Below are 25,199 nucleotides of genomic sequence, written 5' to 3' on the forward strand. Positions count from 1 at the left end.
GTGTCATGCCTGATTGATGGCGCGTTGCACATTAAAATGATGTGAAACGTCAAAGGGTTGACTATGGATACGAAGAAAAAGATTCAACGATTGGCTGCATGGTCAATCCCTGTCGCCTTTGCTGTTCTTGCGCTGAAATATTTAGCCTATCATCTGACCGGTTCAGTGGCGCTTTATTCGGATGCGCTTGAATCTATTGTTAATGTGATTGCAGCTGTTGCTGCCTGGTGGGCTATTCGGGTCAGCTATATGCCGGCTGATCGCAATCACCCTTATGGCCATCATAAAGCTGAATATTTTTCTGCTGTCATTGAGGGCGTGCTGATCATCGTTGCGGCATTGCTCATCTTCAACGAAGCGTGGAGTGCGCTGCGCGCACCGCGCCTGATGGATGAACCTTGGCTGGGTCTTGGCATCAATATCGCTGCCGGTGTGCTTAATGCCATTTGGGCCACCATTTTGATCCGTGTTGGCCGCCGTGACAAATCACCGGCACTGACCGCGGATGGCAAACATATCATGACCGATGTTGTGACTTCGGTTGGGGTTCTGGTTGGTTTGGTTGCCTCTATCGTGACCGGTTGGGCAATCCTTGACCCGTTGCTTGCCATCATTGTTGCTATTAATATTTTATGGCAGGGCTGGCAGGTTATCAATTCCTCTGTGCAAGGCTTGATGGATGTCGGCACTGATATTGATGAGACGATGAATATTCGTGACATCATCTCCACCAATGCGGAAGGTGCGATTGAGGTTCACGATCTTAAAACCCGTGTAGCGGGGCGTGCGACCTTTATCGAGTTTCATCTGGTTGTGGCAGCCGAAATGAGCGTGGGCAACGCGCATATTATTTGTGATCGTATTGAAGATGCATTGCGTGATCAGATTGATAATGCGGTTGTGGTTATCCATGTCGAGCCGGAAGATGAAGCCAAGCTTCCTTTGGGCACATGTGCGGTGCCTTTTGCGTGAGCGAAAGGCATTGCAAAATTTTACTTTAAAATCAGTGATTGCAGGCTTGCAACTGGCGCGATGAATCGCTAGAAATACATCCATGACTTGTAAAACCTTAAACATGGCGAAATCTTTTTCCGGCAACCGCGTAAGCGGTGCTGTACATGTTTGTGTTTTAAACTCGCTTCTTCTTAGCCTTAGCGGCGATCGCTGGGCTCGTTAAAGAGGAGCGTCCGGCGGTCGACAAGAGACCACGCTGGTCCATGCTCCTTATAGTCTGAATTTTGATAATCTTCTCATCGGTTATCCAGAAATTTTAGTAGTTAACGAATAACGGTTTGAGCCGCCGGTGGCGGTCAGATCGTCACGAAGAACGAGAATAGTTATGACTCAGATTGCAGATAAAACAGTTGCTTCCGCCAAAAAAGGTATGCCGGTAGCGCAGTCAAAATATGCGCCGTTTCAGCTGACACAGCTGCAAGACCGCCAATGGCCGTCAAAGCGCATTGAAAAAGCACCGATCTGGTGCTCGGTTGATCTGCGCGACGGCAATCAGGCACTGGTCGATCCGATGGGGCACGATCGTAAAGCACGGATGTTCCAGCTGTTGTTGGATATGGGTTTTCCGGAAATTGAAATTGGTTTCCCTTCCGCATCACAAACAGATTTTGATTTCTGCCGCTGGTGCATTGAAGAGGGCAATGTGCCCGATGACGTGGACCTGCAGGTGCTGGTGCAGTGCCGTCCTGAACTGATCATCCGTACATTTGAAGCGCTGGAAGGCGCAAAAACACCGATCATCCACTTCTACAATTCCACCAGTGAATTGCAGCGCCGTGTGGTGTTTGGCAAAGATGTCAGCGGTATCAAGCAGATTGCCACAGATGCTGCCAAAATGATCACCGATATGGCGGCAAAGGCTGGCGGCGGCTATCGTTTCCAATATTCGCCGGAAAGCTTTACCGGTACTGAGCTGGAAGTGGCGTTGGAAATCTGTAATGCGGTGACAGAAATTGTAAAACCGACACCGGATAATAAGCTGATCATCAATCTGCCGTCCACGGTCGAAATGAACACGCCGAATGTCTATGCTGACCAGATCGAATGGATGTGCCGTCAGCTGGATAATCGCGAAAGCCTGATTATTTCGCTGCATCCGCATAATGACCGCGGCACAGGCATTGCTGCCACCGAGCTGGGCTTGATGGCTGGTGCCGACCGTGTTGAAGGCACATTGTTTGGCAATGGCGAGCGCACCGGTAACGTGGATGTGGTGACACTGGCTTTGAACATGTTCACGCAAGGTGTTGATCCGGAACTGGATTGCTCCGACATCAACCGCATGAAGGAAGTTTACGAATATTCCAACCAACTGGTTATTCCGGAACGCCATCCATATGTGGGTGAACTGGTTTACACTGCTTTCTCCGGCTCGCATCAGGATGCGATCAACAAGGGCATGAAAGCCAAGAAAACCGCAAATTCCCCATTGTGGGAAGTGCCATATCTGCCGATTGATCCGCAGGATGTCGGTCGTTCGTATGAAGCGATTATCCGCATCAACTCGCAGTCCGGTAAGGGTGGTCTGGCCTATATTCTGCAACAGGATTACGGCTTGAACCTGCCGCGCAACCTGCAGGTGGAATTCCGCGAAATCATTCAGAAAATTACTGATGATGAAGGCAAGGAACTGCCGTCCAAGCGCATCTATGAAGAGTTCATTGCGCGCTATGTGACACAAGAAAGCGCACGGCTCAAATTTGCCGATCATCACACCGTGACAGATCCGGCTAATAAAGCGCGCCGTATTCTGACTGCCGAAATTCATGATAATGGTACAATCAAGAATATCGAAGGCACCGGCACCGGACCGATTGATGGTTTTGTTGATGCGCTGTCACGTCATATCGGCATCAAATTGTCGGTGGTGGATTATTCGGAACATTCCTTGCAGCAGGGTTCAGATGCAACTGCGATCTGCTACATGGAAATTGCGCATCCGAAGGGTAAAATCTTTGGCGTTGGTATTAACGACAATATCGTGTCTGCATCACTGGAAGCGATTGTTTCGGCCGCAAACCGTTTGCTGGCGGAATAAAATTTGAGTTGCATGTTAAAAAAGAGGCGGCCTTCGGGTCGCCTTTTTTGTGTCGGTCACAATGTGGATTGCCGTATTATTGCTTCTATTGAATGATTTGAGTGAGGCTTGGTATAATCAACCCGACAGCTTGTGCTGAACGCTTTCATCACTTCTTACAAAGGGATCTGTCATGCGTGAAAATGATCTTGAGAAAGAAAATGATGCCCAGCTAACGGATGGGGCTTTGCGCCTCGCCAATGCGATGCGGCAAGCCAAAATGGCAGCTGCCGATCGTGGCGACAGTATCGTGGATGTTAGGCAAGCAGAACTGGCACGGCTTGATCTGCTGGCTGTGGATTTGAAAGCCGTTTTTGATGCTGTGCCGGAAAATGTTGATCTGTTTGATTTTACCGTTTCCTCAGGCATGCAGCCGCGGCTCTGGCTTGATGCGACCGCTTTTGTGATGATGGGCAATGACCGGCGCACTTATAAATTTGTGCGTGACAGCCGTCAGGGACGGGTGGTGATGGCACAATCAACGGACATGAAACGTGTCAGCGAAAGCGTGACCGCTTATATCGCCGATCGCTTGGTGGAACGTGAGCAATTAATGGGGGATAGCAAGCCGGTTGTGGCAGCGCAGCCTTCTGCCCAGCCACAGAACGAACCCAAGGGCTCGGGTGGTTTCTTGCAGGCCTTGGCGTGGTTTGTCACCGGTGCTTTGGTGGGTGCTGTGCTTTTATTCCTGATTTTTCAAGACAGGCTGATGCCGGCATTGCATGGTTTAATGGGCGGGTAGTGCCAATTGATGGGTGCCGATTGCGGTGATTTCATTGTCTTGGGTTAAAATCCCGCGTTGACTCCATTCACAAGCCCAGCCATTTTCACTTTTGCTGATGTCAAACATATTGTAGCGGGCCGGTGGCTTGTGGCCGCCAAAAGACTGGCTGGCCGATGGCACACAAATAACCGGCACAGTCGCACCATTGGTACCTTCAATCTCATAATGCGTGGCCAGATGCGTATGGCCATGCAATACGAGTTCAGCACCATAGTTTTTAATAATCTTCTGAAAACGGCCAATGCCGAATAAGCGCTTATAATTGGGGGTTGCGCCACGAATAGGGGGGTGGTGGATCATCACCACACGGCAAAGCCCTGCTTGTTTGGTGCGCTCCAGGAGCAATGCCAGTCTGTGCGCTTGCGCTGGCAGAAAGTCGCCACTTGCCATAAAGGGCGCTGTTGCACGCGCTGATGATACGCCAATAATGGCAATATCGCCACGCTGACGCAGATATGGAAATTGTGGTGCCTTGTCGCCATTGTCGATGCCGTCGCCCCGCATCCACGGCTCCCATGCGCGGCAGGATTTCTGCAATGCGCCGGGTACATAAGCATCATGATTGCCCGGCACAACGGATAGATCATGCGGATTACCAAGTTTTTCCAGCCATTCGCGGGCAATATCAATTTCGCTGTTTAAGGCTAGATTGACCAGATCACCCGTTAACGCAATGTGATCTGGCTTTTGGGCTTTCATGTCATGGATCAGATCATCGAGAACAGAACATTCCAGCGCATTTTTGCGGTTCTTCACCCAGTTGACGTAACCGGTGATGCGCTTTGAGGCGAGATCACGGTAGCGAACCGGCGGCAAAGGGCTGAGATGGATGTCGGAAATATGGGCTAATCTGAACATTACAAACTTTACTGGCGATGGAATATGTCGCGGCTTGTGCGTGCCGCACTCAATGTGCTGACATGAGTTTAGCGTGTTTTGCTTACTAAAGAAAACAGCATTTTAACTCAGCATCTCGTCATCATCGGGTGAGAGAAGACGGGTTGCGCGCCATTCAGTCAGCTTGTCATTAATGGCATCAAGCACGAAAAACCGTGCTGATTCCTTGTCATAGCCTTCATCACGCAAAGCATCGTAATCGGTATATTGATGGCGGATATAAGCAACTGTTGCCAGCCATATCGCCACCGGCGGCGTTAATTCACGCATATGCGGACTGAGCGCGGCAGCGCGAATAGGCTCGGCATCGCTGTAGGGTGAACCCGGTATCAAGAGGGTCAGAGATTTGGCGATGAGTTTTTGCCGGTTGGTTTTGGCCTGCATAGCGCTCTGCTTTTATTGCTTGTCTGCGTTTATTGACCATTAAGCAGCATGAATTGCAAGCTTATGTCCGTTTCTCATGGCGTGCGGGCTGGCAGGATTTTGTCCACAATCAGCGCAAATCTCTGATTATCAACTTGCATGAAGTTTGATTTTTATATAAACATATCTTTATATCTATAAAGGGTGTAGCAGTATGAGCTTGCAGCTTGATGTAATGGTTGATGTGTTGAAGGCGGCGGCTGAGCCAAGCCGTTTGCGTATTTTGATGCTTTTAACCCGTGGTGATCTGACGGTTTCTGACCTGACCCTTATCCTTGGTCAGTCTCAGCCGCGCGTGTCGCGCCATTTGAAATTGTTGAGTGAAGCACGGCTGATCAACCGTTATCAGGAAGGTGCATGGGCTTATTTCCGTCTTGCTGACAATGACGAATTTGGTGTCATCATCCGTGAGAGCTTGCAGCGTCTGGATGAAGCTGACCCGTTGATTGAGCGCGACTTTGACCGTCTGGCCCAAGTGAAGACCCAGCGTCAGGAACAGGCAACCGCTTATTTCAGCAGCAATGCACAAAGTTGGGATAAAATCCGCCGTCTGCATATTGCCGAAGGTGCGGTTGAAACCGCGCTGAAAGATATTGTCGGCGATGTGCCATTTCAGGCTATGCTTGATGTGGGCACCGGCACAGGACGTTTGCTGGAGCTGTTATCGCCGCTTTATGTGCGTGGTGTCGGTGTTGATATCAACCGCGATATGCTGATGGTGGCACGAGCCAATCTTGATCAGGCCAATATTGCGCATGCGCAGGTGCGCCAAGGGGATGTTTATGCGCTGCCGGTTGAGCGTGAAAGCTTTGATCTGGTGACCATCCATCAAGTGTTGCACTTTTTGGATGATCCGCAAGGCGCCATTCGTGAAGCCGCACGGTCGTTACGGGCAGGCGGGCGTCTGCTGATTGTCGATTTTGCGCCGCATATGCTGGAATTCCTGCGCGAAGAACATGCGCATTTGCGCCTTGGTTTCAGTGATGAGCAGATGACCGGCTGGCTGCGTGAGGCAGGCTTGGAAAGCGTTGATATTCGTGAGCTGAAGCAAGCTGATGAAGATGCGAAAGCCCTGACCGTCAAGCTCTGGCTGGCACGTGATCCGCGTCAGCTGATCGCCTGATTGTTGAACACAAAAGCGGAAAAAGCAGCTTCGTGCTGTGGTCTGCAAATTTATATAAGAATAACGTGGCATGGCGTGAGGAAACTGCCGCCACGATACTGATGGAGACTGTTTCATGCGCTTTTACGGGCTTTCCCGACGTTCAGAGGTCGGCAAAAAACTTCGGGTATCGTTTGAATTTTTCCCGCCGAAAAGCGAAGAGATGGAAAATCGTCTTTGGGAAACAGTCACCAGACTGGCACCATTGCAGCCTGAGTTTTTCTCAGTGACTTATGGTGCTGGCGGTTCGACGCGTGAACGAACCGCACGCACTGTTCAGCGTATTTTGACCGAAACTAATGTGACACCTGCGGCACACTTAACCTGTGTTGATGCGACCAAGCAGCAAGTGGATCAGGTGATCCGTGATTTCGCCGCGATGGGTGTGAAGCGCTTTGTGGCGTTGCGTGGTGATCCGGCCAGCGGTGTGGGCAATGCTTATGTGCCGACACCGGGTGGTTATAATAATGGTTCGGAACTGGTCGCTGGTCTGAAGGCTATCGACGATTTTGATATTATTGTTTCTGCTTATCCGGAAAAACATCCTGAAAGCCCGGATTTTGCGACCGATATTGAGATGCTGAAGCGCAAGGTGGATAATGGCGCGACACGCGCAATTACCCAGTTCTTCTTCGATAATGATCTTTATGAGCGTTATGTCGAACGTGTGCGCCGTGCAGGTATCTATATTCCGATTGTGCCGGGTATTTTCCCAGTGCACAGCTTTAAGCAATTGGTTGGCTTTTGCGCACGTTCCGGCCAGCATCTGCCGGAGTGGCTGGCTGAACGTTTTGAAGGGCTGGATAATGATCCGCATACCCATCAGCTGGTTTCTGCCGCTATTGCCGCTGAGCAGGTGATGGATCTGATGGAACGCGGTCTTCAGGATTTCCATTTCTACACGATGAACCGTGCCGAGTTGCCTTATGCGATTTGTCATATGCTGGGCGTGCGCCCGAAAGAGCCAGCTGTAGCTTAATGAATTTGGAATAAAGACAATAAAAAACCCGGGCTAAAACCCGGGTTTTTTATTATATGTCCTCAAGCACCCCAGCTTAAGGAAAGATGCCTACAATCATGGCTGCAACAAAAGCAAATGCTGCGCAGAACATCAGGACGTTCATAGGTCTTGTCAGTCCCATAGGTCTGTCTCCTTCGTGATTGTACTTGGCTTTAAACAAGCTAATGCGCGTTGGCAGATGCTATAAATCTAGTGTCTTTATGGGTAAAAACAAAGCAAATTCATGCATTTTTATGGCCGAATAAGCGAAATAATTGTCTGATTTTTTGTAAGTATATGAATTTAAATACTAATTTTATGAAGAATTATTCATGGAAAAGACACAAAAACGCCATCTGCATTAAGGGAAATTCAGACTTATGGCAGCGTTTTTGTGTTTTGGTTCGATTCTGATTGAGCGCTTTATCAGGCAATCAATGTCAGATAGGCAGAGACGGTCAGCACTGAAATCATGGTGGAAACCAGAATAGTGTTGGAGGTGATCGTCGCATCTGTGCGGTAATATTCGGCCAGCATGAAAGAACCGGTTCCGGTTGGAAGTGCGGTGATAAGCACGGCCGTATGGGTGAGGAGCGGCGGCAGATGAAAAATATAGACCGCAGCAATATAGGTCAGTACCGGTTGTGCCACCAGCTTGAGGCCGACAAGATAGGAAATGCTGCTGATATTGGTGCGTGTCAACGGCTTGCTGGCAGCTAAGAAAAGGCCGAGCGCCACTAATGCGCAAGGGGAGGCCGCACCACCCAGCAATTTTAAGAATGTATGTGCGGATTCCGGTAGCGGCAGGCCGGAGAGGGAATAGGCAACACCAAGTGCTGGTGAGAAAAGCAATGGATTACGTGCCAGTGAGCCGATTGTTTTAAGGATAAGCTTTGCTTTATGGCTCGCCTTCTGGCGGCTTAGCTCAATCAAGGTGATGGCAATGGCAAAGATGATGCACACGGTGAGAATGGTCGCCATGGCAACCAGTGGCAGTGCAGTACTGCCAAAAGCCAGCATTGAAAGCGGAAAACCCATATAGGCAGTGTTTGGATAGCTGGCATTAAGGCCATCAATGGCCTTGGTGGTCAGGTCTTGCCCTTTATTACTGGGAGAGAGGAAGGCAAGGCCAAAGATGATGAAACTTGCCAGACAAAAGGCACCGATAAAGGCCGGTTGCCAGATTTCATGTAAGTTTGTGGTGGCGGTGATATCAAAAAGAAGTGCGGGCAGTGCCAGATAAACGACGAAACGATTGAGTTCTGTGCTTGCCTGTCCGCCCAAAATGCGGGTTTTGGCGGCTGCCCATCCCGCAAAAATTAATGCGAAAATGGGCAGCACAACCAGTAATGTCGAGAGCATTGTTCTTGCCAGTTTTGTTTTTTACAATTTTTCCAACAGTTCAGGTGTTGGCCATGAATCGGCAGGCATTTTCAGGCGCAATTGCTCGGTGCGCACCGCATCGCGGGTGCGGAAACCAAACACGCCATCAATTTTGCCCATATCATAACCGAGCGCCTGCAACTTTACTTGCAGTTCTTTCATCTGCTCGGTGTTGAGGCCCAGATCCGGATTACGCGGATCAAAAGCAGGCGCACCGGCCAGACGCGTTGCAAAATATGCAGCGGTGGTCGAGTAAACGATGGACTTGTTCCACTCCACGAAAATGTCAAAATTAGGATAGGAGAGGAAAGCAGGGCCATTGCGGCCGAGCGGCAGCATCAATGAGGCTTCGCCGTCATCTGCGCCAAGCGGCCCGTTGCGACCGGTAATGCCCCATTCAGCCCATTGAGAATGGGGTTTTCTGTTTTCGCGTATGGATTCTTGCCACGGCAAATCCTGACTGGTGACGCGCACTTCTTCAAGCCATGGCTCGCCCTTGCGCCAGCCCAGTTCGCTCAGCATACGTCCGGCGGTCATCATTGCATCGGCAACGCTGTTTTTCAGATCGACTTTGCCATCGCCGTCACCGTCAACGCCGCGTTCCAGATAATCTTTCGGCAGCAATTGCATCTGGCCGATTTCGCCAGCCCATGCGCCTGTGGTGGCTGCATCCACAACGCCCTGATCAAAGAGCTTTAAAAGCGCCAGCAATTGCGGACGGAAAAGTTCAGGACGGCGGCAATCATAAGCCAAAGTAACAAGCGCATTCAGCGTATCGAAATCACCCTGAATAGCACCGAAATCTGTTTCCAGCCCCCAGAAGGCGGCCAAAACCGGCCCCGGTACGCCATAGGTGTCTTCGACTTTACGGAACACATCGGCATATTTGATCAGGCTTTCCTGACCTTTTTTCAAGCGGGTTTCTGAAATCAGACGCTTTGAAAACTCGATGAAGGTCAGATTGAACACGGATTGTGAACGATCACGCGCCAGCACTTTTTCATCCAGTGATGCTTTGTGCAGCTCGGCAATGCCTTTGTCGCTCACACCTTCTGCGCGTGCTTCTGCTGCAACATCTTCAATCCATTGCTTGAAGTCTGTTTCGCAGGCAGGCTTTGGCGGAACCGCCTCACTGGCAGATGCAGGTGTGGTTGCCGTTGCCGGAGCTTGAGCAAAAGACAGGCAGGTGGATGCCAGAAGCAAAGAAGCACAAAGGCCGAGTACAATTTTCATAGGAGGACGAGCTCGTTCAAAAATAGCTGAGAGTAATCTGTCAGCAACAATGACCTAATCTATTGCCCTATCAAGCCTATAAAATGAAGCAAAACTTGCTAAAAATGCCCGTGATGCGAAGACTCAGCGGACATTGTTGCTTTCCAGCCACTTTTTCCATGCATTGGCATCACCGGCAAAAACATTAATGTCGGCGTCCCCCGAGATGCCCGGAATGGTGCCGGTTCCGGTATATTGCCAGAATGTCCACGGGTGCGGCCCGTATTTTTCATCCGGATGTCCGGCGGTGGAACGCAGCCAGAATGGGTAATGGCTGAGTTGGCGCAGATCATTATCGTCGAAGAAATCAACGGTTGTATAAATGATCGGTCGCTTGCCGTAATGTTTTTCAACCATATTGAGGAAGGTCAGCATTTCTTTGCGGACAATGGCTGCATTCGGGCGCAGTTTGCAGGTTGGCGAGCTGGCGTTCCATTCCATATCCAAAACCGGCGGCAAAGCAGACGGGTCATTGGGTACATTTTTAATGAACCAACGCGCTTGATCGGCTGCCGTGCGGCAGAAATAATAGAAGTGATAAGCGCCGCGCTTTACGTGGGCTGCTCTGGACGCGCCCCAATGCTCGCTAAAGCGCTCGTCAAAGCGGTCGCCGCCTTCAGTGGCTTTAATAAAGGCAAAAGAAATGCCGCTCTTGCGGGCAGCGTTCCAGTCAACCGTCGTTTGATATTTGGAAACATCCGTGCCGTGGATCGGATAATGCCATGGGGTTTTGCCTGTCCATTCATGCGGCTTGCGGTCGCCGAAGCGTGGTGCATTAACCTTGCCGGATGGCGGTGTGATCTGGCTGTTTTGGGCGGCAGGCTTGCGCACATCGGAAAAATCATAATCAACAGTGGTGCAGCCGCTCATAAGCGCTGCACTTGCAAGAAATGTTAATGTGACTGCAAGTCGTTTCATTGTCCGGCCTGAATAGAAAGAGAATCACTTGAAGCGCTAGGATTACGCGATCAGAATCGCGCCGTCACTATCGGGCACACAACTATTTGTCATTTAAAAATGCAGAGCAATAAAAAGACGCACTCTCTGATTGTTACGAGCCGTTGAATTAGTTGAGAGAACTTTTTTCTTTTTCGCGAGTTGAGCTTTTGACGAAGCAATTCATCGGAAGGAGACTATCATGAAAAAGCTTTTTATTGCGTCATCGGCAATTGTTATGATGCTTGGCCTTGCTGCTTGTGATGACAGCAAGAAGGAAAATTCCGGCAGCGGTAATCCGGCAGAAACCGTGCCTGCTGATCCGGCACCAACTGCACCGGCAACTCCGCCTTCTGCGACGCCTCCGGCCGCACCTGCACCTTCTGCACCAGCATCGCCTGCGCCAACAACACCGGACACAACATCACCGGCTTCACCAAGCCCGACATCTCCGGCACCTGCCAATTAAATTTGGCGGCCTGAACCCTCCTGATAGGGCGCTTATGTGGTGGCTGGAAATATTTCAGTCACCACATATTTTATGATGGTTCAAACTTGTTGTGAAAGCAGCAAAATGGGGCGGGAAATTTTTAATTAGATATTTCAACAATCAATGGTCTGGTCTATACATCATTGCATGAAACCTTACGCTCTGCCTTTTTTGATCCTGTTTTCATTGTCGGCCTTAACGGCTTGCGGCAAAGATGAAGCTGAAACACCGCAGCAAGAGCCTGCGCCTGTTGCGCAGCCTGCTGAAACTGCACCTGCTGTGCAGGAGCCTGAAGTGCCTGCTGATGCACCGGACTTGCTTGAGACACTGAAAGAAAATTCCGGTGTTTTGACGCCTGAGCAAGAGGCTGAAATTGTTGCCCGCGCCCGCCAGAATGCGGAAAGTGCTGCCAAATCTGTGGGTCAGAATGACGAGCAGATTAAATTGGCTGGTGACAGGGCAGAGGCTTCAGCCAAACAATTTTTAGCGGCTAAAAAGAGCGCCGTTCAGCAGTAATTTATTTTATCAGACTGCTTTATTAAGCGTTTAAGTTTTAGAAAGCGCATATGTCTATCTGGGTTCGCCTTGGAGAGTTTGTGAGTGAAACAGCCACAAATGCGCTGATGAGCGTAATTGAAGCTGTGCGCACATTGTTTGAAGGTGACGCGGATACCAGACGCCGCGTTGCTTTTTCGATTGCGATGATTGCGCTTTCGGCCAAAATGGCCAAGGCCGACGGCGTGGTGAACGAGCAGGAAGTCGTCGCTTTTCAGGAGATTTTTGATATTCCTGCTGAAGAGGCCAACCATGTGGCGCGGCTTTATAATTTAGCCAAGCAGGATGTGGCCGGCTATGAAGCCTATGCACGCCAATTGGCGCGGCTTTGCAGCGAAGACCAGCCAAACTGCCATTTGCTCGAAGATATTCTCGATGGTCTTTTTCACATCGCCAAAGCTGATGGCTATGTGCATGAGAAAGAGCTCGAGTTTTTGACCAATGTTGCGCAGATCTTCGGCTTCAGTGATGACGAGATTGAGCGCATTACCGTGCGCCACGTCGTGCGCGGAGACTGTGATCCTTATGTGGTGCTGGGGCTGGAGCGCAGTGCCAGTTTCGATCAGGCAAAGGCGCAATATCGGGCGCTGGTAAAAGAACATCACCCTGACCGTTTGGTGGCACAAGGTTTGCCGCGGGAATTTGTCTCCATTGCCAATCATCGCTTAGCTGATATCAATGCGGCCTGGGCTGAGATTGAAAGAATCCTGAAAGTATAAAGTGAGTGTTAAATGGTTGGGCAATCAGATGGGCAGGATATTGTGCAAGAGCTTGAAGGGCTGAAACTCATACAGCCTGATTTTGCTGGTGCAGAGCTTGACCCGTCGCCCAATTTTGGTGTGCGTAAAGATGGCAAGACACCCCGCTTTGTCATTCTCCATTATACTGGCCTGGAAACAGCCCAGGAAGCCGCCGAGATTTTGAAAGATCCGGCGCGCGAAGTATCTGCGCATTATTTGGTGCATGAAGACGGACGCATCGTGCAGATGGTTTCAGAACAGGCACGTGCATGGCATGCAGGCAAAAGCTTTTGGAAGGGCGAGACAGATATTAACTCTGCTTCCATCGGTATTGAGATTGTCAATGCCGGTGTGTTGCAAGATTTTCCGGCCTATCCGTTGAAGCAGATTGAGGCGGTGATCCGTCTTTGTCAGGACATTACTATGCGCCATCAGATCGAACAGCATTTTGTGCTGGCGCATTCTGATATTGCGCCTGATCGCAAAATTGATCCGGGTCAGAATTTCCCATGGGAAAGATTGCACGCTGCTGATGTCGGTCATTATGTGGAGCCTGCGCCCATCAAAGGCGGGCGCTTTTTTGCCCGTGGAGAATCAGGCCAGCCGGTGGAGGCTTTACAGTCGATGCTGGCGCTTGTCGGCTATCAAATTACCATCGATGGCATGTTTGGCGAAGAGACAGAAAGTGTCGTAAATGCGTTCCAAAGACACTTTCGTCGCCACAAAGTTGATGGAGTCGCTGACGTTTCAACTATTGAGACCCTTTACAAATTACTTTTTTCGTTAAAAAATCTGACAGCGTAATGGTTTGATTCATAACGATTTAATCACGTTCTTAGGGTGAATTGTTACAATCTGTAAGGTAATTTTACTTTACCGATCAATCTTCGGCTGCATTTTGACGCCAAATCTTACCCCGATCATTTGAGACTATCCAATTTAATTTGTGAGGTTCTCGTGGGGCCAGTCATACACTGCGATGAATGGATAATGCGCAGTTTCAATCAGCAAGGATATTCCTCGTGATTGCAGTTTTTAAGCTCAATCACTGACCGGAATATTTTAAGAAGGACTGAACATTCGCACAGCTCCCAAGGTGCGGGTGTTCTTTTAGAACGGTACATTATGAAATTAAAATTTGTTTTTGCTTGCGCCCTCATTGGCGCCGTGGCTAGCTTTAACTTAAATGCTGCACAGGCATCAAGTCCCTCAAATTTGGTCGAACTTTTGAAGACCAAAGAAGCTAAAGATGTGAAAAAAGCCGATGCTGTGAAAAAAGCACCGGTCAAAAAAGCAGAACGGAAAAGCACAACCTCTAAGGCAAAATATCTGCCGAAGCCAAAAACGACGAAAAAATCTGCGAAAAAACAGAGCAAGCCGACCAGCAGCCGCTATTCAAGCATTATCAATCATTATGCCAGTACCTATGGCGTAAGCTCGGCACTTGCCCATGCAGTTGTCCGTCACGAAAGTAATTTTCGTCCGGAAGTTCGTGGTCAGGCGGGTGAAATCGGCCTGATGCAGATCAAGCTCTCCACAGCGCGTGGCTTGGGTTATACCGGTTCTGCCAAGGGGCTTTATGAGCCAAGCACCAATGTGCAATATGGCATGAAATATCTGGCACAGGCACAGAAGCTTGGCGGCGGCAGCGTTTGTGGAACCATCCTCAAATATAATGCGGGCCATGGTGCCAAGCGCATGAACCCGACCTCTGCTAAATATTGCAGCAATGTGCAGGCCTATATGCGCTCGTTCTAAAGTGTTAGCATTCTTGAAAGCGTCATCAGTCTTTCAGGATATTGCGTGAATAAAAAGCCGGATTGCTTGGTGTGATCCGGCTTTTTTGTTGCCTTTTGTTGCGAAAGGGCATTTAAGGCAGTTGTCAGTCGGTTGGGCAGCCGCGCTTGTCATATGTCGAAAGACGGCAAGTGAGGAAAGTCCGGGCTCCATGGAGACACGGTGCCGGGTAACACCCGGCGAGGGTAACCTCAGGGATAGTGCCACAGAAAGCAAACCGCCCCGTCTCCGGTTGTGTCGTAACGGACATAAGCGGTGACGGGGTAAGGGTGAAAGGGTGGGGTAAGAGCCCACCGCATTGCTGGTAACAGGAATGGCAAGGTAAACCCCACCGGGAGCAAGACCGAATAGGGACGGCGTGTTGATTCGAAAGAATCAACAATCAGTTTCCGGATAGCCGTCCGGGTGGGTTGCACGAGGCGGGTGGCGACATCCGTCCCAGATGAATGGCTGCCACGTTGAGCTTATGCTCAGCCATACAGAACCCGGCTTACAGACCGGCTGACAATTTCTTTCCACGCTGTTTATTTGCGACCATTTATATTTCGTGAAAAATTATACAAAAAAATTGTGTGTATTCACATCGCAAACGGCTTTGCGCACCAAAAGGCTAACTCTTCATTAAGCTTAATGATGGATAACTAATTGATGGGGACAGCCGCGCTTAAAAATGCCGCTTGTGCCTGATCAATTGCTCAATATGCCAATGCTTGCCGATGTGAAACGCCTTCAAACGACAGCAAAATCATAGTTAGAGCCGGATTTGTTGGCGATAACGCAAAGGACAAGGGGACAGTGATGGCGAACACAGACGCAAAACAGTCTCAGGCTGTACAGGCTGAAGGCGATTATTCGCGTCATATTCCGGTGATGCTTCGTGAAGTGCTGGACGCTTTACAAGCTGACGAGAATGGTGTGTTTGTTGACGGAACCTTCGGTGCCGGTGGTTATTCACGCGCGATCCTGCAAACAGGTGCGCGGCTGATCGGCATTGACCGTGACCCGACTGCCATTGCCAATGGCCGCTCCATGGAGCAGGAATTTGCCGGTCGTTTTACGCTGGTGCAAAACCGCTTTTCGCAATTGGGCGCTGCTATTGAGCAGGTGCTGGGCGAGGGCGAACAAGTTGACGGTATCGTGCTTGATATCGGTGTATCTTCCATGCAGATCGACGAAGCAGATCGCGGCTTTTCTTTTCAAAAAGATGGCCCGCTTGATATGCGCATGTCGGTTTCGGGCCCAAGTGCTGCCGATGTGGTCAATCGCTTGAAGGCAGGCGATCTGGCACGTATTTTTAATTTTCTGGGCGAAGAACGTCATGCCGGACGCATTGCGCGCATGATTGAAAAGCGCCGTGCAGTTGAACCTTTCAGCCGCACACTTGATCTTGCCAATGCGATTGAAACGCTGGTGGGGCGCCATCCTAAAGATCGTATTCATCCGGCAACCCGCGTGTTTCAGGCTTTGCGCGTTTATGTCAACGAAGAGCTGAACGAATTGGCAGATGCGCTGATTGCAGCCGAAGAGCGATTGAAGCCGGGTGGTCGTCTGGTGGTGGTAACATTCCACTCGCTGGAAGACCGTATTGTTAAGCGCTTCTTTGCTGACCGTGCCGGTGGAAGCGGTGGTTCGCGTCATATGCCGGAAGTGCATGAGCGGAAGGCCAGTTTTACATCGGTTGTGAAGGGTGCTGTTGGCGCCAGTGAAGAAGAAGCGGATCGTAACCCACGGGCCAGATCTGCAAAACTTAGAGCCGGAATGCGCACAGACGCGCCGTCAATGGCGGCGGACTATGCGTTGTTCGGTTTACCGAAATTGCCTGACACCCAAGACTTGAGCAGGAGTTGAGCCAGTGCTGCGCACTTTTGACCTTATTCTGATTGCGGCAATGTTGGTGGCGGCGACCGTCACTTACAAAATTAAATATGACGCCGAAAAACAGATTGTTGTCATTAATAAACTCAAGCGTCAGATCGCATCTGAAAAAGATACGATCACGCTGTTGCGCGCCGATTGGAGCCTGATGACGCAGCCTGGCCGTTTGCAAAATCTGGTAGATGTTTACGCCAAAGAACTGCATCTGCAAAATATTGATGCCAAACAGATTGTTCAGTTTAATGAAATTCCGGAACGACCTGTTGATGAAATTGAAAAACTGATTTCAGGTAGCGATACCGTGATGGCAAATAATGCGGCAGGCACTGATCCTATGTCGACGGGCAGTGTGAAGCCTTCAAGAACGAGGCAGTAAGCATGCGCTGGAGAGGCTCGAAAAAAAACAAAGCAGCAGCAACAGGCTATACTGACTTTTCTGCAGAAGGTCAGGAAGTGAAAGTTGCCGGTAATATGGCCTTTGACGGCAACCGCAAAAAACATGGCAACCGTGCCCGTAACCGTTTAATAATGGCGATGACCTGCTTCATCGGCATTTATGGCGTTATTGGTGGTAAGCTGGTTTATTTTGGTTTGCAGAGTGATCGCGAGGAAGTTTACCGCGCGTCATCTGCGCTTAACCTTGCGGCACGCCCTGATATTATCGACCGTAACGGTGAAATTCTGGCAACCGACATTAAAACGGCTTCGCTTTATGCGGAGCCAAAACGCATTGTCGACCCGGATGAAACGATTGAGCTTCTCTCGACTGTTTTGCCTGATCTTGATTGGGAAGCGACTTATAAAAAATTAAAAAGCGGTGCAGGTTTTGCATGGATCCAGCGCGGTCTGACCCCGCGCCAGCAAAGCCAGATTATGGCGCTTGGTGTGCCGGGCATTGGTTTCAGAACTGAAACCAAGCGCTTCTATCCGGGCGGGCCCACCGCTTCGCATATTCTTGGTCTCGTTAATATCGACAATCAGGGGATTGCCGGTATGGAGAAATATATCGATTCAGCAGGTTTGAGTGATCTGCGTTCTGCCGGTCTTGTGACCGAACAGAATTTGGAGCCGATCAAGCTGTCGATTGATATTCGCGTGCAGCATATTATGCGCGACGAGCTGGAAAAAGCGATGCAGAAATACCGTGCGATTGCCGCCGGTGCTGTTGTGTTGAATGTGAAAACCGGTGAAGTTCTGGCGATGGCCTCTTTGCCGGATTACGATCCGAATAATCCGGTCAATGCACTGGAAAAAGACCGTCTCAACCGTATGTCTGCGGGTACTTATGAGATGGGGTCGACCATTAAAACATTTACCACGGCGATGGCGCTCGATTCAGGCCTATTCAACCTGAACTCCAAATTTGATGCGACCCGCCCGATGGTGTTTGGCCGTCAAACCATCCGCGATTTTCATGGTAAAGGCCGTTGGCTGACATTGGCGGAAGTCTTTATTTACTCATCCAATATTGGTTCGGGTAAAGAAGCAGACGCTGTTGGTATTGAAGGGCACCGTAATTTCTTAAAGCGTATTGGTCTGCTTGACCGCATGCAGACAGAACTGCCGGAAGTGGCACGTCCTGTTGAGCCGCGCACATGGAAGAAAGTCCATTCGATGACCATTTCTTTTGGTCATGGTATGATGACAACACCATTGCAGACGGCAGTTGGTTCGGCAGCATTGATGAATGGCGGTAAGCTCATTCAGCCGACTTTCTTAAAGCGCACACAGGCTGAAGCGGATCAGGTAGCAACGCAGGTTGTTTCGCCAAAAGTCAGTGAAGATATGCGTTATCTTTATCGTCTGAATGCGGAAATCGGTTCGGGGCGCCGTGCGGAAGTTAAAGGCTACCGCGTTGGTGGTAAGACCGGTACAGCGAATAAGGTGGTGAACGGTAAATACGCTAATGATGTGCGCTTTAACGCGTTTCTGGCGGCTTTCCCGATGGATGATCCTACCTATGTGGTTTTGACCATTATTGATGAGCCAAAACCGGAAGAAGGCATGTATAGCGCGACCGCCGGTTTGAACGCTGCGCCGATGGTTGCAAATATTATTCGTCGATCTGCATCATTTTTGGGTGTAAAGCCTGATTTTAAACAGGATACCACTTCAACAGTCGTCTCATATGGTAATGACTGATTCGTGTCGGTAACAAATAAGTTACAGGCCACGATGAGGCTGTAAACAAACAGGGTCTGGAACATTATGAAGTTGAAAGAAATCGCGGCCTTCTCAAAAATTTTGAGCCCAAGATTCGTAGATGTCGTCATTACAGGTGTGACATCAGACTCGCGTAAGGTTCAGCCGGGTTATTTGTTTGCAGCTCTTAAAGGCGTTAAAGCTGATGGAGGCCAGTTCATTGAAGATGCGATTGCACGCGGTGCGGCTGCCATTATTACCGACACTAAACATAATGAACCTTTGAGTATTCCGCAGATTAAATCTCCTGATCCGCGTTTGGCATTATCACAGGCAGCTGCTGCTTTTTACAAGAAACAGCCGGATGTGATGGTGGCTGTGACCGGCACCAGTGGCAAAACATCTGTGGCATCTTTTACCCGCCAGATTTGGGAATATGCAGGTTTTGCTGCGGCTAATATCGGCACCACCGGCGTTTTCTCACCAACCCGCAGTGATTATAATTCACTGACCACACCTGATCCGGTGGAATTACACCGTGTTTTGGCAGAACTTGCCGATGAAGGTGTGACCCATGCCGCAATGGAAGCTTCATCCCATGGTTTGGATCAGCGCCGTCTTGACGGCGTGAAGCTGGCCGCTGCTGCCTTCATCAATCTTGGCCGTGATCATATGGATTATCATGAGACCATTGATGATTATCTGTCTGCAAAAATGCGCCTTTTTACAGAGATCTTGCCAAAAGATGCGCCTGCAATTTTCTATGCCGATGATGTTTATTCCGAACAGGCCATAGAAGCTGCGCGTGATGCCGGTTTGACTAATATTAAAACTGTTGGCCGCAAAAGTGCTTTTATCAAGCTTAAGCGCTTGGAACATGAGCGTTTCCGCCAGCATCTTGAAGTTGCCGTCAATGATGAGATTTTTGAAGTCAGCCTGCCTTTGGCGGGTGAATTTCAGGTGACCAATGCTTTGATTGCAGCAGCTCTTGCCATAGAAACAGGTGTGCCGCCACAGGCCGCGATGAAGGCACTTGAACGCCTCAAAGGTGCGCCGGGTCGCCTTGATCTGGTTGGTTCCACCGAAAATGGTGCGCTTGCTTATGTAGATTATGCTCATAAGCCTGATGCGCTGGAAAATGTGCTGGCATCGGTTCGCCCGTTTACCACTGGCCGCATCATTGTTGTTTTTGGTTGCGGCGGTGATCGTGATAAGGGTAAGCGCCCGATTATGGGTGAAATCGCAGCGCGGCTGGCGGATGTGGTGATTGTGACCGATGATAATCCGCGCACTGAAGTGCCGGAAGTGATCCGTCAGGAAATCATGGCAGCGGCACCCAATGCGCAGGAAATCGGCGATCGTAAAAAAGCAATTCAGGCAGCTGTTGCGATGATGAATACAGGCGACACATTGATTGTTGCCGGTAAGGGGCATGAAGAAGGCCAGACGGTTGGAGATCAGGTATTGCCGTTCTCCGATCATGCTGAAATTGCATTGGCGCTTCAGGCTCGTCAGAAGGAAGTATAAGAATGAGCCAGTGGCTGTGGACAGCTGATGAAATGGTCAAAGCAATGGAAGGGCGTCCTTTTGGCACCCTTCCAAAAGGCATTACAGGCATTTCGATTGATACCCGCACTCTGAAAGAGGGCGAGGCTTTTTTTGCCATTAAAGGCGATAAATTCGACGGGCATGATTTTGCCACCCACGCAATGGCCGCAGGTGCAAGCCTGATGGTGGTTGCAGAAAAACGTCTGGCGGCTTTCGGCAACTTGCAAGTGCCGATGATTGTGGTTGAAGATGTGTTGGAAGCGCTGACCCGTTTAGGGATTGCTGCGCGCAAACGCTCAGAAGCGCAAATCATTGCCGTGACCGGTTCGGTTGGTAAAACCACCAGCAAGGAAGCTTTGCGCCATGTTTTGAGCCAGTCCGGCACAGTGCATGCGTCCGTTGCATCCTTCAATAATCACTGGGGTGTACCGCTGACATTGGCGCGGATGCCGCGTGATATTGATTATGGCATTTTTGAAATCGGTATGAACCATCCCGATGAAATCCGCCCATTGGTGAAAATGGTGCGTCCGCATGTGGCGATGATTACGCTGATTGCGCCTGCGCATTTAGGCCAGTTTGCCAATCTGGAAGCGATTGCCGCAGCAAAGGCCGAAATTTTTGAAGGCATCGTGCCGGGCGGTTATGCGCTGCTTAACCGTGATGACAAGCGTTTCAAACAGCTGGAAACTTTGGCTGAAGAAGCCGGTGTTGAGCATGTTGTGACCTTTGGTGAAAATGTGCGCTCCGATTACCGTTTAAACAAAGTGGAACTGCATCCGACTTATTCCGAGATTAATATGCGCATCGGCAAAAAAGATGTTGCTGTCAAAATCGGTGCGCCGGGTCGCCATATTGTGCAGAACATGCTGGGTGTTATCGGTGCAGCACATCTCGTTGGTGCTGATATGGATAAGACCATTGCAGCATTGGCTGATTTGCAGGCAGAAAAGGGGCGCGGTGCGACCTACAACTTGCGCATCGGCGATGGTCATTTCACGCTGATTGATGAAAGCTACAACGCCAATCCGACATCAATGCGGGCAGCCCTCGTGTTGTTACAATCTGTTGAGCCGCAGACAGGCGGTCGTCGCATTGCGGTGCTTGGCGATATGCTGGAGCTTGGCCGTCAGTCGGGCAAACTTCACGCTGATCTTGCGCGCCCGATTGTGGATGCGGATGTGAATGCACTTTATATCGGCGGCGCTGAAATGGCGGTGCTGAAATCTGCAATGCCTGTTGAAATTCATGTCGAATACGGGCAGAGCGTTGATGAATTATTGCCGGCTGTTCTCAATGATGTGCGTGCCGGTGACGTGGTGATGATTAAATCATCCATGTCGATTGCTTTTTCTAAAATTGTGAAAGCCCTGATTACCCGCTACCCGCCGGTTGAGGCAGCGGAATAAATTTAGGGAATAAATAAAAAATGATGCCTGTAAGGATGACCCGCCCATGCTGATGCTTTTGACGTTTTTTGCTGACCATGTGGCACCATTTAACGTGTTTCGCTACATTACGTTTCGTACTGGCGGCGCGATGATCACTTCGGCGTTGATCGTATTTTTGTTCGGTCCGCGTATCATTGATGCCTTGCGTATGCGTCAGGGGCGGGGACAACCGATCCGTGCAGACGGCCCGCAGACCCATTTCAAAAAGGCCGGTACGCCAACAATGGGCGGCCTGATGATTATGACCGGTATTCTGGTCTCATCGCTACTTTGGGCAAATCTTTCCAGTGTTTATGTCTGGGTTGTGCTGATGGTGTCGGTTGGTTTCGGTGCTATTGGTTTCTATGATGACTATCTGAAAGTGACCAAGCAGACCGATAAAGGTTTTTCCGGAAAATCCCGTCTGGGTCTGGAATTTCTGATCGCCGGTGTGGCTGCATGGTTCATCATGAATGCAGGTCAGGAACCTTTCTCCTCATCGCTGACATTCCCGTTTGTGAAAACATTCGTGTTGAATTTGGGTCTGTTCTTTATTCCGATTGCAGCCTTTGTGATGGTTGGTGCCGGTAACGCGGTTAACCTTACAGATGGTCTGGATGGTTTGGCGATTGTGCCGGTGATGGTGGCTGCGGCCTCTTTCGGCCTGATTGCCTATCTTTCCGGTAATGCGATTTTTGCTGATTATTTGCAGATCCATTTTGTGCCGGGTACGGGTGAACTTTCCGTAGTGCTTGGTGCCGTTATTGGTGCGGGTCTTGGCTTCCTTTGGTTCAACGCACCGCCTGCGGCTATTTTCATGGGCGACACCGGTTCGCTGGCTCTTGGTGGTATGCTGGGTGCCGTGGCTGTTGCGACCAAGCATGAAATCGTTTTGGCAATTATCGGCGGTTTGTTTGTGGTGGAAGCGCTCTCCGTTATTATTCAGGTTGGTTCGTTCAAGCTGACCGGAAAGCGCGTTTTCCTGATGGCACCGATCCATCACCATTTTGAGAAAAAAGGCTGGACGGAAAGTCAGGTCGTTATCCGTTTCTGGATTGTGGCTATCATTCTGGCCATGATTGGTCTTTCAACCCTGAAGCTTCGCTAGGCATTTGCAATGATCCCGATCACCGCTTTAAAAGATAAAACCATTGCCCTTTTTGGTTTAGGGGGATCGGGTCTTGCGACGGCCAAAGCCATTGTGGCGGGCGGCGCGCAGATCATTGCATGGGATGATAATCCGCAAAGTGTTGCCAAAGCTCAGGCCGAAGGCATTGCAACAGGCGATCTGCGTCTGGCAGACTGGGGGCAGTTTTCTGCCCTTGTTTTGTCTCCGGGCGTACCGCTGACCCATCCCAAGCCCCATTGGACAGTGCAGCTGGCTCATGAGGCCGGTGTTGAAATTATCGGTGATGTGGAATTATTTGTGCGCGAGCGTAAGCTTTTGGCGCCGGATTGCCCGTTCATTGCCATTACCGGCACCAATGGTAAGTCGACAACCACAGCCCTGATTGCCCATATTTTGAAATCAGCTGGCCGCGATATGCAACTTGGCGGCAATATCGGCACTGCGATTTTGACCCTTGATGCTCCGGCAGCAAATAAGTTTTATGTGGTTGAGTGCTCGTCTTATCAGATTGATCTCGCACCATCGCTTAATCCAAGCGCCGGTATTTTGCTCAATTTAACGCCTGATCATCTCGATCGTCATGGTACGATGGAAAATTATGCTGCCATCAAAGCGCGGCTGGTCGCACAAAGTGATGTGGCGATTATCGGTGTTGATGATGATTATTGCGTGAAAATTGCTGATAGTCTGGCAGCAAAAACCGATAAACTTATTCGCATTTCAAAAGATAAGCCGCTGCAAAACGGTTATTTTGCTATAAAATCAGAGCTTTTCTATGCGCGTTCGGGTGATGTGCAATCACTCGGGTCATTGCAGTCCATCGGTTCGCTGCGCGGTAGCCATAATGCGCAAAACGCCTTGGCGGCAATTGCAGCTTGCATGAGTGTTGGATTGAGCTTTGCTGAAATTGAAGCTGGATTACAGAGTTTTCCGGGGCTTGCGCATCGCATGGAGCAGGTGGCCCGCCGCGGAAAGGTATTGTTTGTCAACGATTCCAAAGCCACCAATGCAGAAGCCACCGCACCGGCTTTATCTTCATTTGTCAAAAACATTTACTGGATTGTCGGTGGTGTGCCGAAAGCAGGCGGTATTGAAGCCTTGCGCGAATTTTTCCCGCGCGTTGCCAAAGCCTACTTGATCGGTGAAGCAGCGGCTGCATTTGCCGCCACATTAGGTAATGATGTTGTTTACGAAATTTCTGATACATTAGAGGTGGCCGTTAACCACGCGGCGCAGGATGCAGGCGCTGATGCCGCCCATGAGCCGGTTGTGCTTTTGTCGCCAGCTTGCGCCAGTTTTGATCAGTTTCAAAACTTTGAAAAGCGTGGCGATGCATTTCGTGATTTCGTGTGGGCTTTGGCTGGCACGACAAAGATTGAAGGGGCAAACTGATGGTAAGTCGTGTTGACCGTGGCCCTGTTGCAAACTGGTGGTGGACGATTGATCGTTACTTTCTTGCCGCCTGTTTGAGCTTGATGGGGTTAGGCATTTTGCTGTCGTTTGCGGCAAGCCCTGCGGTTGCCGAACGCATCGGCCTTGATAGTTTTCATTTTGTCGAACGCCAGACATTTTTCATGGTTCCGGCCGTGATCATTATGATTGGCGTATCTTTTTGCTCACCGCGTGAAATCCGACGTTATTCGCTGATCCTGCTGATAGGCGCGCTGCTGATGATGGTGGCTGCACTCTTCATTGGTGTTGAAGTAAAGGGTGCGCGTCGCTGGATTTCTATCGCCGGTATTTCGATCCAGCCATCTGAATTTATGAAACCTGCCTTTGTGGTGATTTGCGCCTGGCTTTTTGCTGAGCAGCAGCGCCGTTCTGACATCCCGGGCAATTTCTTTGCCATGGGTCTGTGTGGGTTAGTGGTCGGTCTTTTGGTATTGCAGCCGGATTTCGGGCAAACCATGCTGACGGCAGGCACTTGGGGCGGCATGTTCTTTCTGGCTGGATTGAACATGTTCTGGATTTTGTTGCTTGGTGTTGTTGGTGCCGTTGGCGCTTTTGGCGCTTATATGTTCTTCCCGCATGTGGCCGGTCGTATTGATCGCTTCATGACCGGTGAGGGGGATACATTTCAGGTGGATAGCGGTCGTGAAGCTATTTTGCGCGGCGGCTGGTTCGGCCAAGGTCCGGGTGAGGGTACGGTCAAGCGTATCATTCCTGATAGTCACACCGACTTTATCTTTTCGGTCGCCGCAGAAGAATACGGTATTATCCTGTGTCTGCTGATTATGTTGCTCTTTGCATTTATTGTGGTGCGTGGGCTGTTGATTGCGCAGCGCCAGAATGATCCGTTCAGCCGTTTGGCGATTTCCGGTGTGGTGATCCTGTTCGGTTTTCAGTCTGTGATTAATATGGCGGTGAATTTGCACCTGATGCCTGCAAAAGGTATGACGTTGCCGTTTATTTCTTATGGTGGTTCGTCCCTGATCGCGATTGCCATCACGATGGGTATTCTGCTGGCCTTAACACGCCGCCGTCCGGAAGGACGCATGTCGGCAACGGTACGTATGGGGACACAGGCACCGGCTCTGTGAGAAAA

At 50.1% G+C, this 25,199-nt stretch carries 23 protein-coding genes and 1 other RNA gene; 19 read left to right on the forward strand and 5 right to left on the reverse strand.

The features are described from left to right. Nucleotides 1–63 precede the first annotated feature (63 nt). From ABDZ76_RS07485 to ABDZ76_RS07495, 3 genes are all read left to right on the forward strand, one after another. Nucleotides 64–972: a cation diffusion facilitator family transporter gene (locus ABDZ76_RS07485; protein WP_343803841.1), complete on the forward strand. Its 909-nt coding sequence runs from the start codon at nucleotides 64–66 to the stop codon at nucleotides 970–972. A gap of 367 nt (nucleotides 973–1,339) precedes the next feature. After that, nucleotides 1,340–3,052: a 2-isopropylmalate synthase gene (gene leuA / locus ABDZ76_RS07490; RefSeq protein WP_343803844.1), complete on the forward strand. Its 1,713-nt coding sequence runs from the start codon at nucleotides 1,340–1,342 to the stop codon at nucleotides 3,050–3,052. A gap of 172 nt (nucleotides 3,053–3,224) precedes the next feature. Continuing rightward, complete coding sequence (locus ABDZ76_RS07495) at nucleotides 3,225–3,833, forward strand: hypothetical protein (protein ID WP_343803847.1); 609 nt, start codon at nucleotides 3,225–3,227, stop codon at nucleotides 3,831–3,833. Here the strand turns inward: ABDZ76_RS07495 and ABDZ76_RS07500 are convergent. Beyond that, a complete protein-coding gene (locus tag ABDZ76_RS07500) occupies nucleotides 3,819–4,733 on the reverse strand; it encodes a metallophosphoesterase family protein (protein WP_343803850.1) in 915 nt (304 codons plus the stop codon). The two genes, ABDZ76_RS07495 and ABDZ76_RS07500, sit on opposite strands and share 15 nt — an antisense overlap. 102 nt (nucleotides 4,734–4,835) lie before the next feature. Then, the gene (locus ABDZ76_RS07505; protein ID WP_343803853.1) at nucleotides 4,836–5,156 is read right to left on the reverse strand and encodes a DUF2293 domain-containing protein; all 321 of its coding nucleotides are present in this window, start codon (nucleotides 5,154–5,156) and stop codon (nucleotides 4,836–4,838) included. Nucleotides 5,157–5,349: 193 nt separating this feature from the next. On the opposite strand from ABDZ76_RS07505, the gene ABDZ76_RS07510 reads away from it, so the two are divergent. Together ABDZ76_RS07510 and metF are read left to right on the forward strand one after the other, a co-directional pair. Continuing rightward, nucleotides 5,350–6,318, forward strand: coding sequence for an ArsR/SmtB family transcription factor (locus ABDZ76_RS07510; protein WP_343803856.1), 969 nt, complete (start codon nucleotides 5,350–5,352; stop codon nucleotides 6,316–6,318). Nucleotides 6,319–6,433: 115 nt separating this feature from the next. Next, nucleotides 6,434–7,336 (forward strand): methylenetetrahydrofolate reductase [NAD(P)H], encoded by a 903-nt coding sequence (gene metF / locus ABDZ76_RS07515; RefSeq protein WP_343803859.1) that lies wholly within the window; start codon nucleotides 6,434–6,436, stop codon nucleotides 7,334–7,336. A gap of 447 nt (nucleotides 7,337–7,783) precedes the next feature. On the opposite strand, the gene ABDZ76_RS07520 is transcribed toward metF, so the two are convergent. From ABDZ76_RS07520 to ABDZ76_RS07530, 3 genes are all read right to left on the reverse strand, one after another. Then, entirely contained in the window at nucleotides 7,784–8,719 is a 936-nt protein-coding gene (locus ABDZ76_RS07520; protein WP_343803862.1) for an AEC family transporter, read from the reverse strand. Between the two features lie 21 nt (nucleotides 8,720–8,740). Continuing rightward, nucleotides 8,741–9,973 carry a lytic murein transglycosylase gene (locus ABDZ76_RS07525; RefSeq protein ID WP_343803865.1) on the reverse strand — a complete coding sequence of 411 codons (1,233 nt, stop codon included), beginning with the start codon at nucleotides 9,971–9,973 and terminating at the stop codon, nucleotides 8,741–8,743. A 123-nt stretch (nucleotides 9,974–10,096) separates the two neighbouring features. Continuing rightward, nucleotides 10,097–10,930, reverse strand: coding sequence for a GH25 family lysozyme (locus ABDZ76_RS07530; protein ID WP_343803868.1), 834 nt, complete (start codon nucleotides 10,928–10,930; stop codon nucleotides 10,097–10,099). A 220-nt stretch (nucleotides 10,931–11,150) separates the two neighbouring features. Between ABDZ76_RS07530 and ABDZ76_RS07535 the strand changes: the two genes are divergently transcribed. The 14 genes from ABDZ76_RS07535 (at nucleotide 11,151) to ftsW (ending at nucleotide 25,194) form a co-directional block, all read left to right on the forward strand. Further along, nucleotides 11,151–11,417 (forward strand): hypothetical protein, encoded by a 267-nt coding sequence (locus ABDZ76_RS07535; protein ID WP_343803871.1) that lies wholly within the window; start codon nucleotides 11,151–11,153, stop codon nucleotides 11,415–11,417. A 168-nt stretch (nucleotides 11,418–11,585) separates the two neighbouring features. Next, entirely contained in the window at nucleotides 11,586–11,954 is a 369-nt protein-coding gene (locus ABDZ76_RS07540) for an antifreeze protein (RefSeq protein ID WP_343803874.1), read from the forward strand. A 50-nt stretch (nucleotides 11,955–12,004) separates the two neighbouring features. Continuing rightward, complete coding sequence (locus tag ABDZ76_RS07545) at nucleotides 12,005–12,712, forward strand: TerB family tellurite resistance protein (RefSeq protein ID WP_343803877.1); 708 nt, start codon at nucleotides 12,005–12,007, stop codon at nucleotides 12,710–12,712. A 12-nt stretch (nucleotides 12,713–12,724) separates the two neighbouring features. After that, entirely contained in the window at nucleotides 12,725–13,537 is an 813-nt protein-coding gene (locus tag ABDZ76_RS07550; RefSeq protein WP_343803880.1) for an N-acetylmuramoyl-L-alanine amidase, read from the forward strand. A gap of 321 nt (nucleotides 13,538–13,858) precedes the next feature. Further along, nucleotides 13,859–14,491 carry a lytic transglycosylase domain-containing protein gene (locus tag ABDZ76_RS07555; protein ID WP_343803883.1) on the forward strand — a complete coding sequence of 211 codons (633 nt, stop codon included), beginning with the start codon at nucleotides 13,859–13,861 and terminating at the stop codon, nucleotides 14,489–14,491. Nucleotides 14,492–14,615: 124 nt separating this feature from the next. Further along, an RNA gene (rnpB, locus tag ABDZ76_RS07560) (RNase P RNA component class A) lies at nucleotides 14,616–15,039 on the forward strand. A 289-nt stretch (nucleotides 15,040–15,328) separates the two neighbouring features. Beyond that, nucleotides 15,329–16,378 carry a 16S rRNA (cytosine(1402)-N(4))-methyltransferase RsmH gene (gene rsmH, locus ABDZ76_RS07565; RefSeq protein ID WP_343803886.1) on the forward strand — a complete coding sequence of 350 codons (1,050 nt, stop codon included), beginning with the start codon at nucleotides 15,329–15,331 and terminating at the stop codon, nucleotides 16,376–16,378. Nucleotides 16,379–16,382: 4 nt separating this feature from the next. After that, the gene (ftsL, locus tag ABDZ76_RS07570) at nucleotides 16,383–16,781 is read left to right on the forward strand and encodes a cell division protein FtsL (protein ID WP_343803889.1); all 399 of its coding nucleotides are present in this window, start codon (nucleotides 16,383–16,385) and stop codon (nucleotides 16,779–16,781) included. Between the two features lie 95 nt (nucleotides 16,782–16,876). Then, nucleotides 16,877–18,547: a peptidoglycan D,D-transpeptidase FtsI family protein gene (locus ABDZ76_RS07575; RefSeq protein ID WP_343804718.1), complete on the forward strand. Its 1,671-nt coding sequence runs from the start codon at nucleotides 16,877–16,879 to the stop codon at nucleotides 18,545–18,547. 66 nt (nucleotides 18,548–18,613) lie between these two features. Next, complete coding sequence (locus ABDZ76_RS07580) at nucleotides 18,614–20,074, forward strand: UDP-N-acetylmuramoyl-L-alanyl-D-glutamate--2,6-diaminopimelate ligase (RefSeq protein WP_343803892.1); 1,461 nt, start codon at nucleotides 18,614–18,616, stop codon at nucleotides 20,072–20,074. A 2-nt stretch (nucleotides 20,075–20,076) separates the two neighbouring features. Beyond that, nucleotides 20,077–21,504 carry a UDP-N-acetylmuramoylalanyl-D-glutamyl-2,6-diaminopimelate--D-alanyl-D-alanine ligase gene (locus ABDZ76_RS07585; protein ID WP_343803895.1) on the forward strand — a complete coding sequence of 476 codons (1,428 nt, stop codon included), beginning with the start codon at nucleotides 20,077–20,079 and terminating at the stop codon, nucleotides 21,502–21,504. A 46-nt stretch (nucleotides 21,505–21,550) separates the two neighbouring features. Next, nucleotides 21,551–22,633: a phospho-N-acetylmuramoyl-pentapeptide-transferase gene (mraY, locus tag ABDZ76_RS07590; protein WP_343803898.1), complete on the forward strand. Its 1,083-nt coding sequence runs from the start codon at nucleotides 21,551–21,553 to the stop codon at nucleotides 22,631–22,633. Between the two features lie 9 nt (nucleotides 22,634–22,642). Further along, nucleotides 22,643–24,046 carry a UDP-N-acetylmuramoyl-L-alanine--D-glutamate ligase gene (murD, locus tag ABDZ76_RS07595; RefSeq protein ID WP_343803901.1) on the forward strand — a complete coding sequence of 468 codons (1,404 nt, stop codon included), beginning with the start codon at nucleotides 22,643–22,645 and terminating at the stop codon, nucleotides 24,044–24,046. Next, complete coding sequence (gene ftsW / locus ABDZ76_RS07600; RefSeq protein ID WP_343803904.1) at nucleotides 24,046–25,194, forward strand: putative lipid II flippase FtsW; 1,149 nt, start codon at nucleotides 24,046–24,048, stop codon at nucleotides 25,192–25,194. Before murD ends, ftsW begins: the two co-directional genes overlap by 1 nt. The last annotated feature ends 5 nt before the right edge of the window (nucleotides 25,195–25,199 follow it).

This window comes from Paenochrobactrum glaciei, from assembly GCF_039522165.1.
GTDB lineage: Bacteria > Pseudomonadota > Alphaproteobacteria > Rhizobiales > Rhizobiaceae > Paenochrobactrum > Paenochrobactrum glaciei.

Excerpts from the sequence above, each read along its gene's own strand:
- metF (WP_343803859.1), top strand. The coding sequence starts at position 6,434 with ATGCGCTTTTACGGGCTTTCCCGACGTTCAGAGGTCGGCAAAAAACTT.
- ABDZ76_RS07535 (WP_343803871.1), top strand. The coding sequence starts at position 11,151 with ATGAAAAAGCTTTTTATTGCGTCATCGGCAATTGTTATGATGCTTGGC.
- ABDZ76_RS07495 (WP_343803847.1), top strand. The coding sequence starts at position 3,225 with ATGCGTGAAAATGATCTTGAGAAAGAAAATGATGCCCAGCTAACGGAT.
- ftsW (WP_343803904.1), top strand. The coding sequence starts at position 24,046 with ATGGTAAGTCGTGTTGACCGTGGCCCTGTTGCAAACTGGTGGTGGACG.
- ABDZ76_RS07525 (WP_343803865.1), bottom strand. The coding sequence starts at position 9,973 with ATGAAAATTGTACTCGGCCTTTGTGCTTCTTTGCTTCTGGCATCCACC.
- ABDZ76_RS07540 (WP_343803874.1), top strand. The coding sequence starts at position 11,586 with ATGAAACCTTACGCTCTGCCTTTTTTGATCCTGTTTTCATTGTCGGCC.
- ABDZ76_RS07520 (WP_343803862.1), bottom strand. The coding sequence starts at position 8,719 with ATGCTCTCGACATTACTGGTTGTGCTGCCCATTTTCGCATTAATTTTT.
- ABDZ76_RS07575 (WP_343804718.1), top strand. The coding sequence starts at position 16,877 with ATGGCCTTTGACGGCAACCGCAAAAAACATGGCAACCGTGCCCGTAAC.
- ABDZ76_RS07555 (WP_343803883.1), top strand. The coding sequence starts at position 13,859 with ATGAAATTAAAATTTGTTTTTGCTTGCGCCCTCATTGGCGCCGTGGCT.
- ABDZ76_RS07585 (WP_343803895.1), top strand. The coding sequence starts at position 20,077 with ATGAGCCAGTGGCTGTGGACAGCTGATGAAATGGTCAAAGCAATGGAA.
- mraY (WP_343803898.1), top strand. The coding sequence starts at position 21,551 with ATGCTGATGCTTTTGACGTTTTTTGCTGACCATGTGGCACCATTTAAC.
- rsmH (WP_343803886.1), top strand. The coding sequence starts at position 15,329 with ATGGCGAACACAGACGCAAAACAGTCTCAGGCTGTACAGGCTGAAGGC.
- ABDZ76_RS07505 (WP_343803853.1), bottom strand. The coding sequence starts at position 5,156 with ATGCAGGCCAAAACCAACCGGCAAAAACTCATCGCCAAATCTCTGACC.
- ABDZ76_RS07485 (WP_343803841.1), top strand. The coding sequence starts at position 64 with ATGGATACGAAGAAAAAGATTCAACGATTGGCTGCATGGTCAATCCCT.
- ABDZ76_RS07510 (WP_343803856.1), top strand. The coding sequence starts at position 5,350 with ATGAGCTTGCAGCTTGATGTAATGGTTGATGTGTTGAAGGCGGCGGCT.
- ABDZ76_RS07580 (WP_343803892.1), top strand. The coding sequence starts at position 18,614 with ATGAAGTTGAAAGAAATCGCGGCCTTCTCAAAAATTTTGAGCCCAAGA.
- ABDZ76_RS07545 (WP_343803877.1), top strand. The coding sequence starts at position 12,005 with ATGTCTATCTGGGTTCGCCTTGGAGAGTTTGTGAGTGAAACAGCCACA.
- ABDZ76_RS07530 (WP_343803868.1), bottom strand. The coding sequence starts at position 10,930 with ATGAAACGACTTGCAGTCACATTAACATTTCTTGCAAGTGCAGCGCTT.
- ABDZ76_RS07500 (WP_343803850.1), bottom strand. The coding sequence starts at position 4,733 with ATGTTCAGATTAGCCCATATTTCCGACATCCATCTCAGCCCTTTGCCG.
- murD (WP_343803901.1), top strand. The coding sequence starts at position 22,643 with ATGATCCCGATCACCGCTTTAAAAGATAAAACCATTGCCCTTTTTGGT.
- ABDZ76_RS07550 (WP_343803880.1), top strand. The coding sequence starts at position 12,725 with ATGGTTGGGCAATCAGATGGGCAGGATATTGTGCAAGAGCTTGAAGGG.
- leuA (WP_343803844.1), top strand. The coding sequence starts at position 1,340 with ATGACTCAGATTGCAGATAAAACAGTTGCTTCCGCCAAAAAAGGTATG.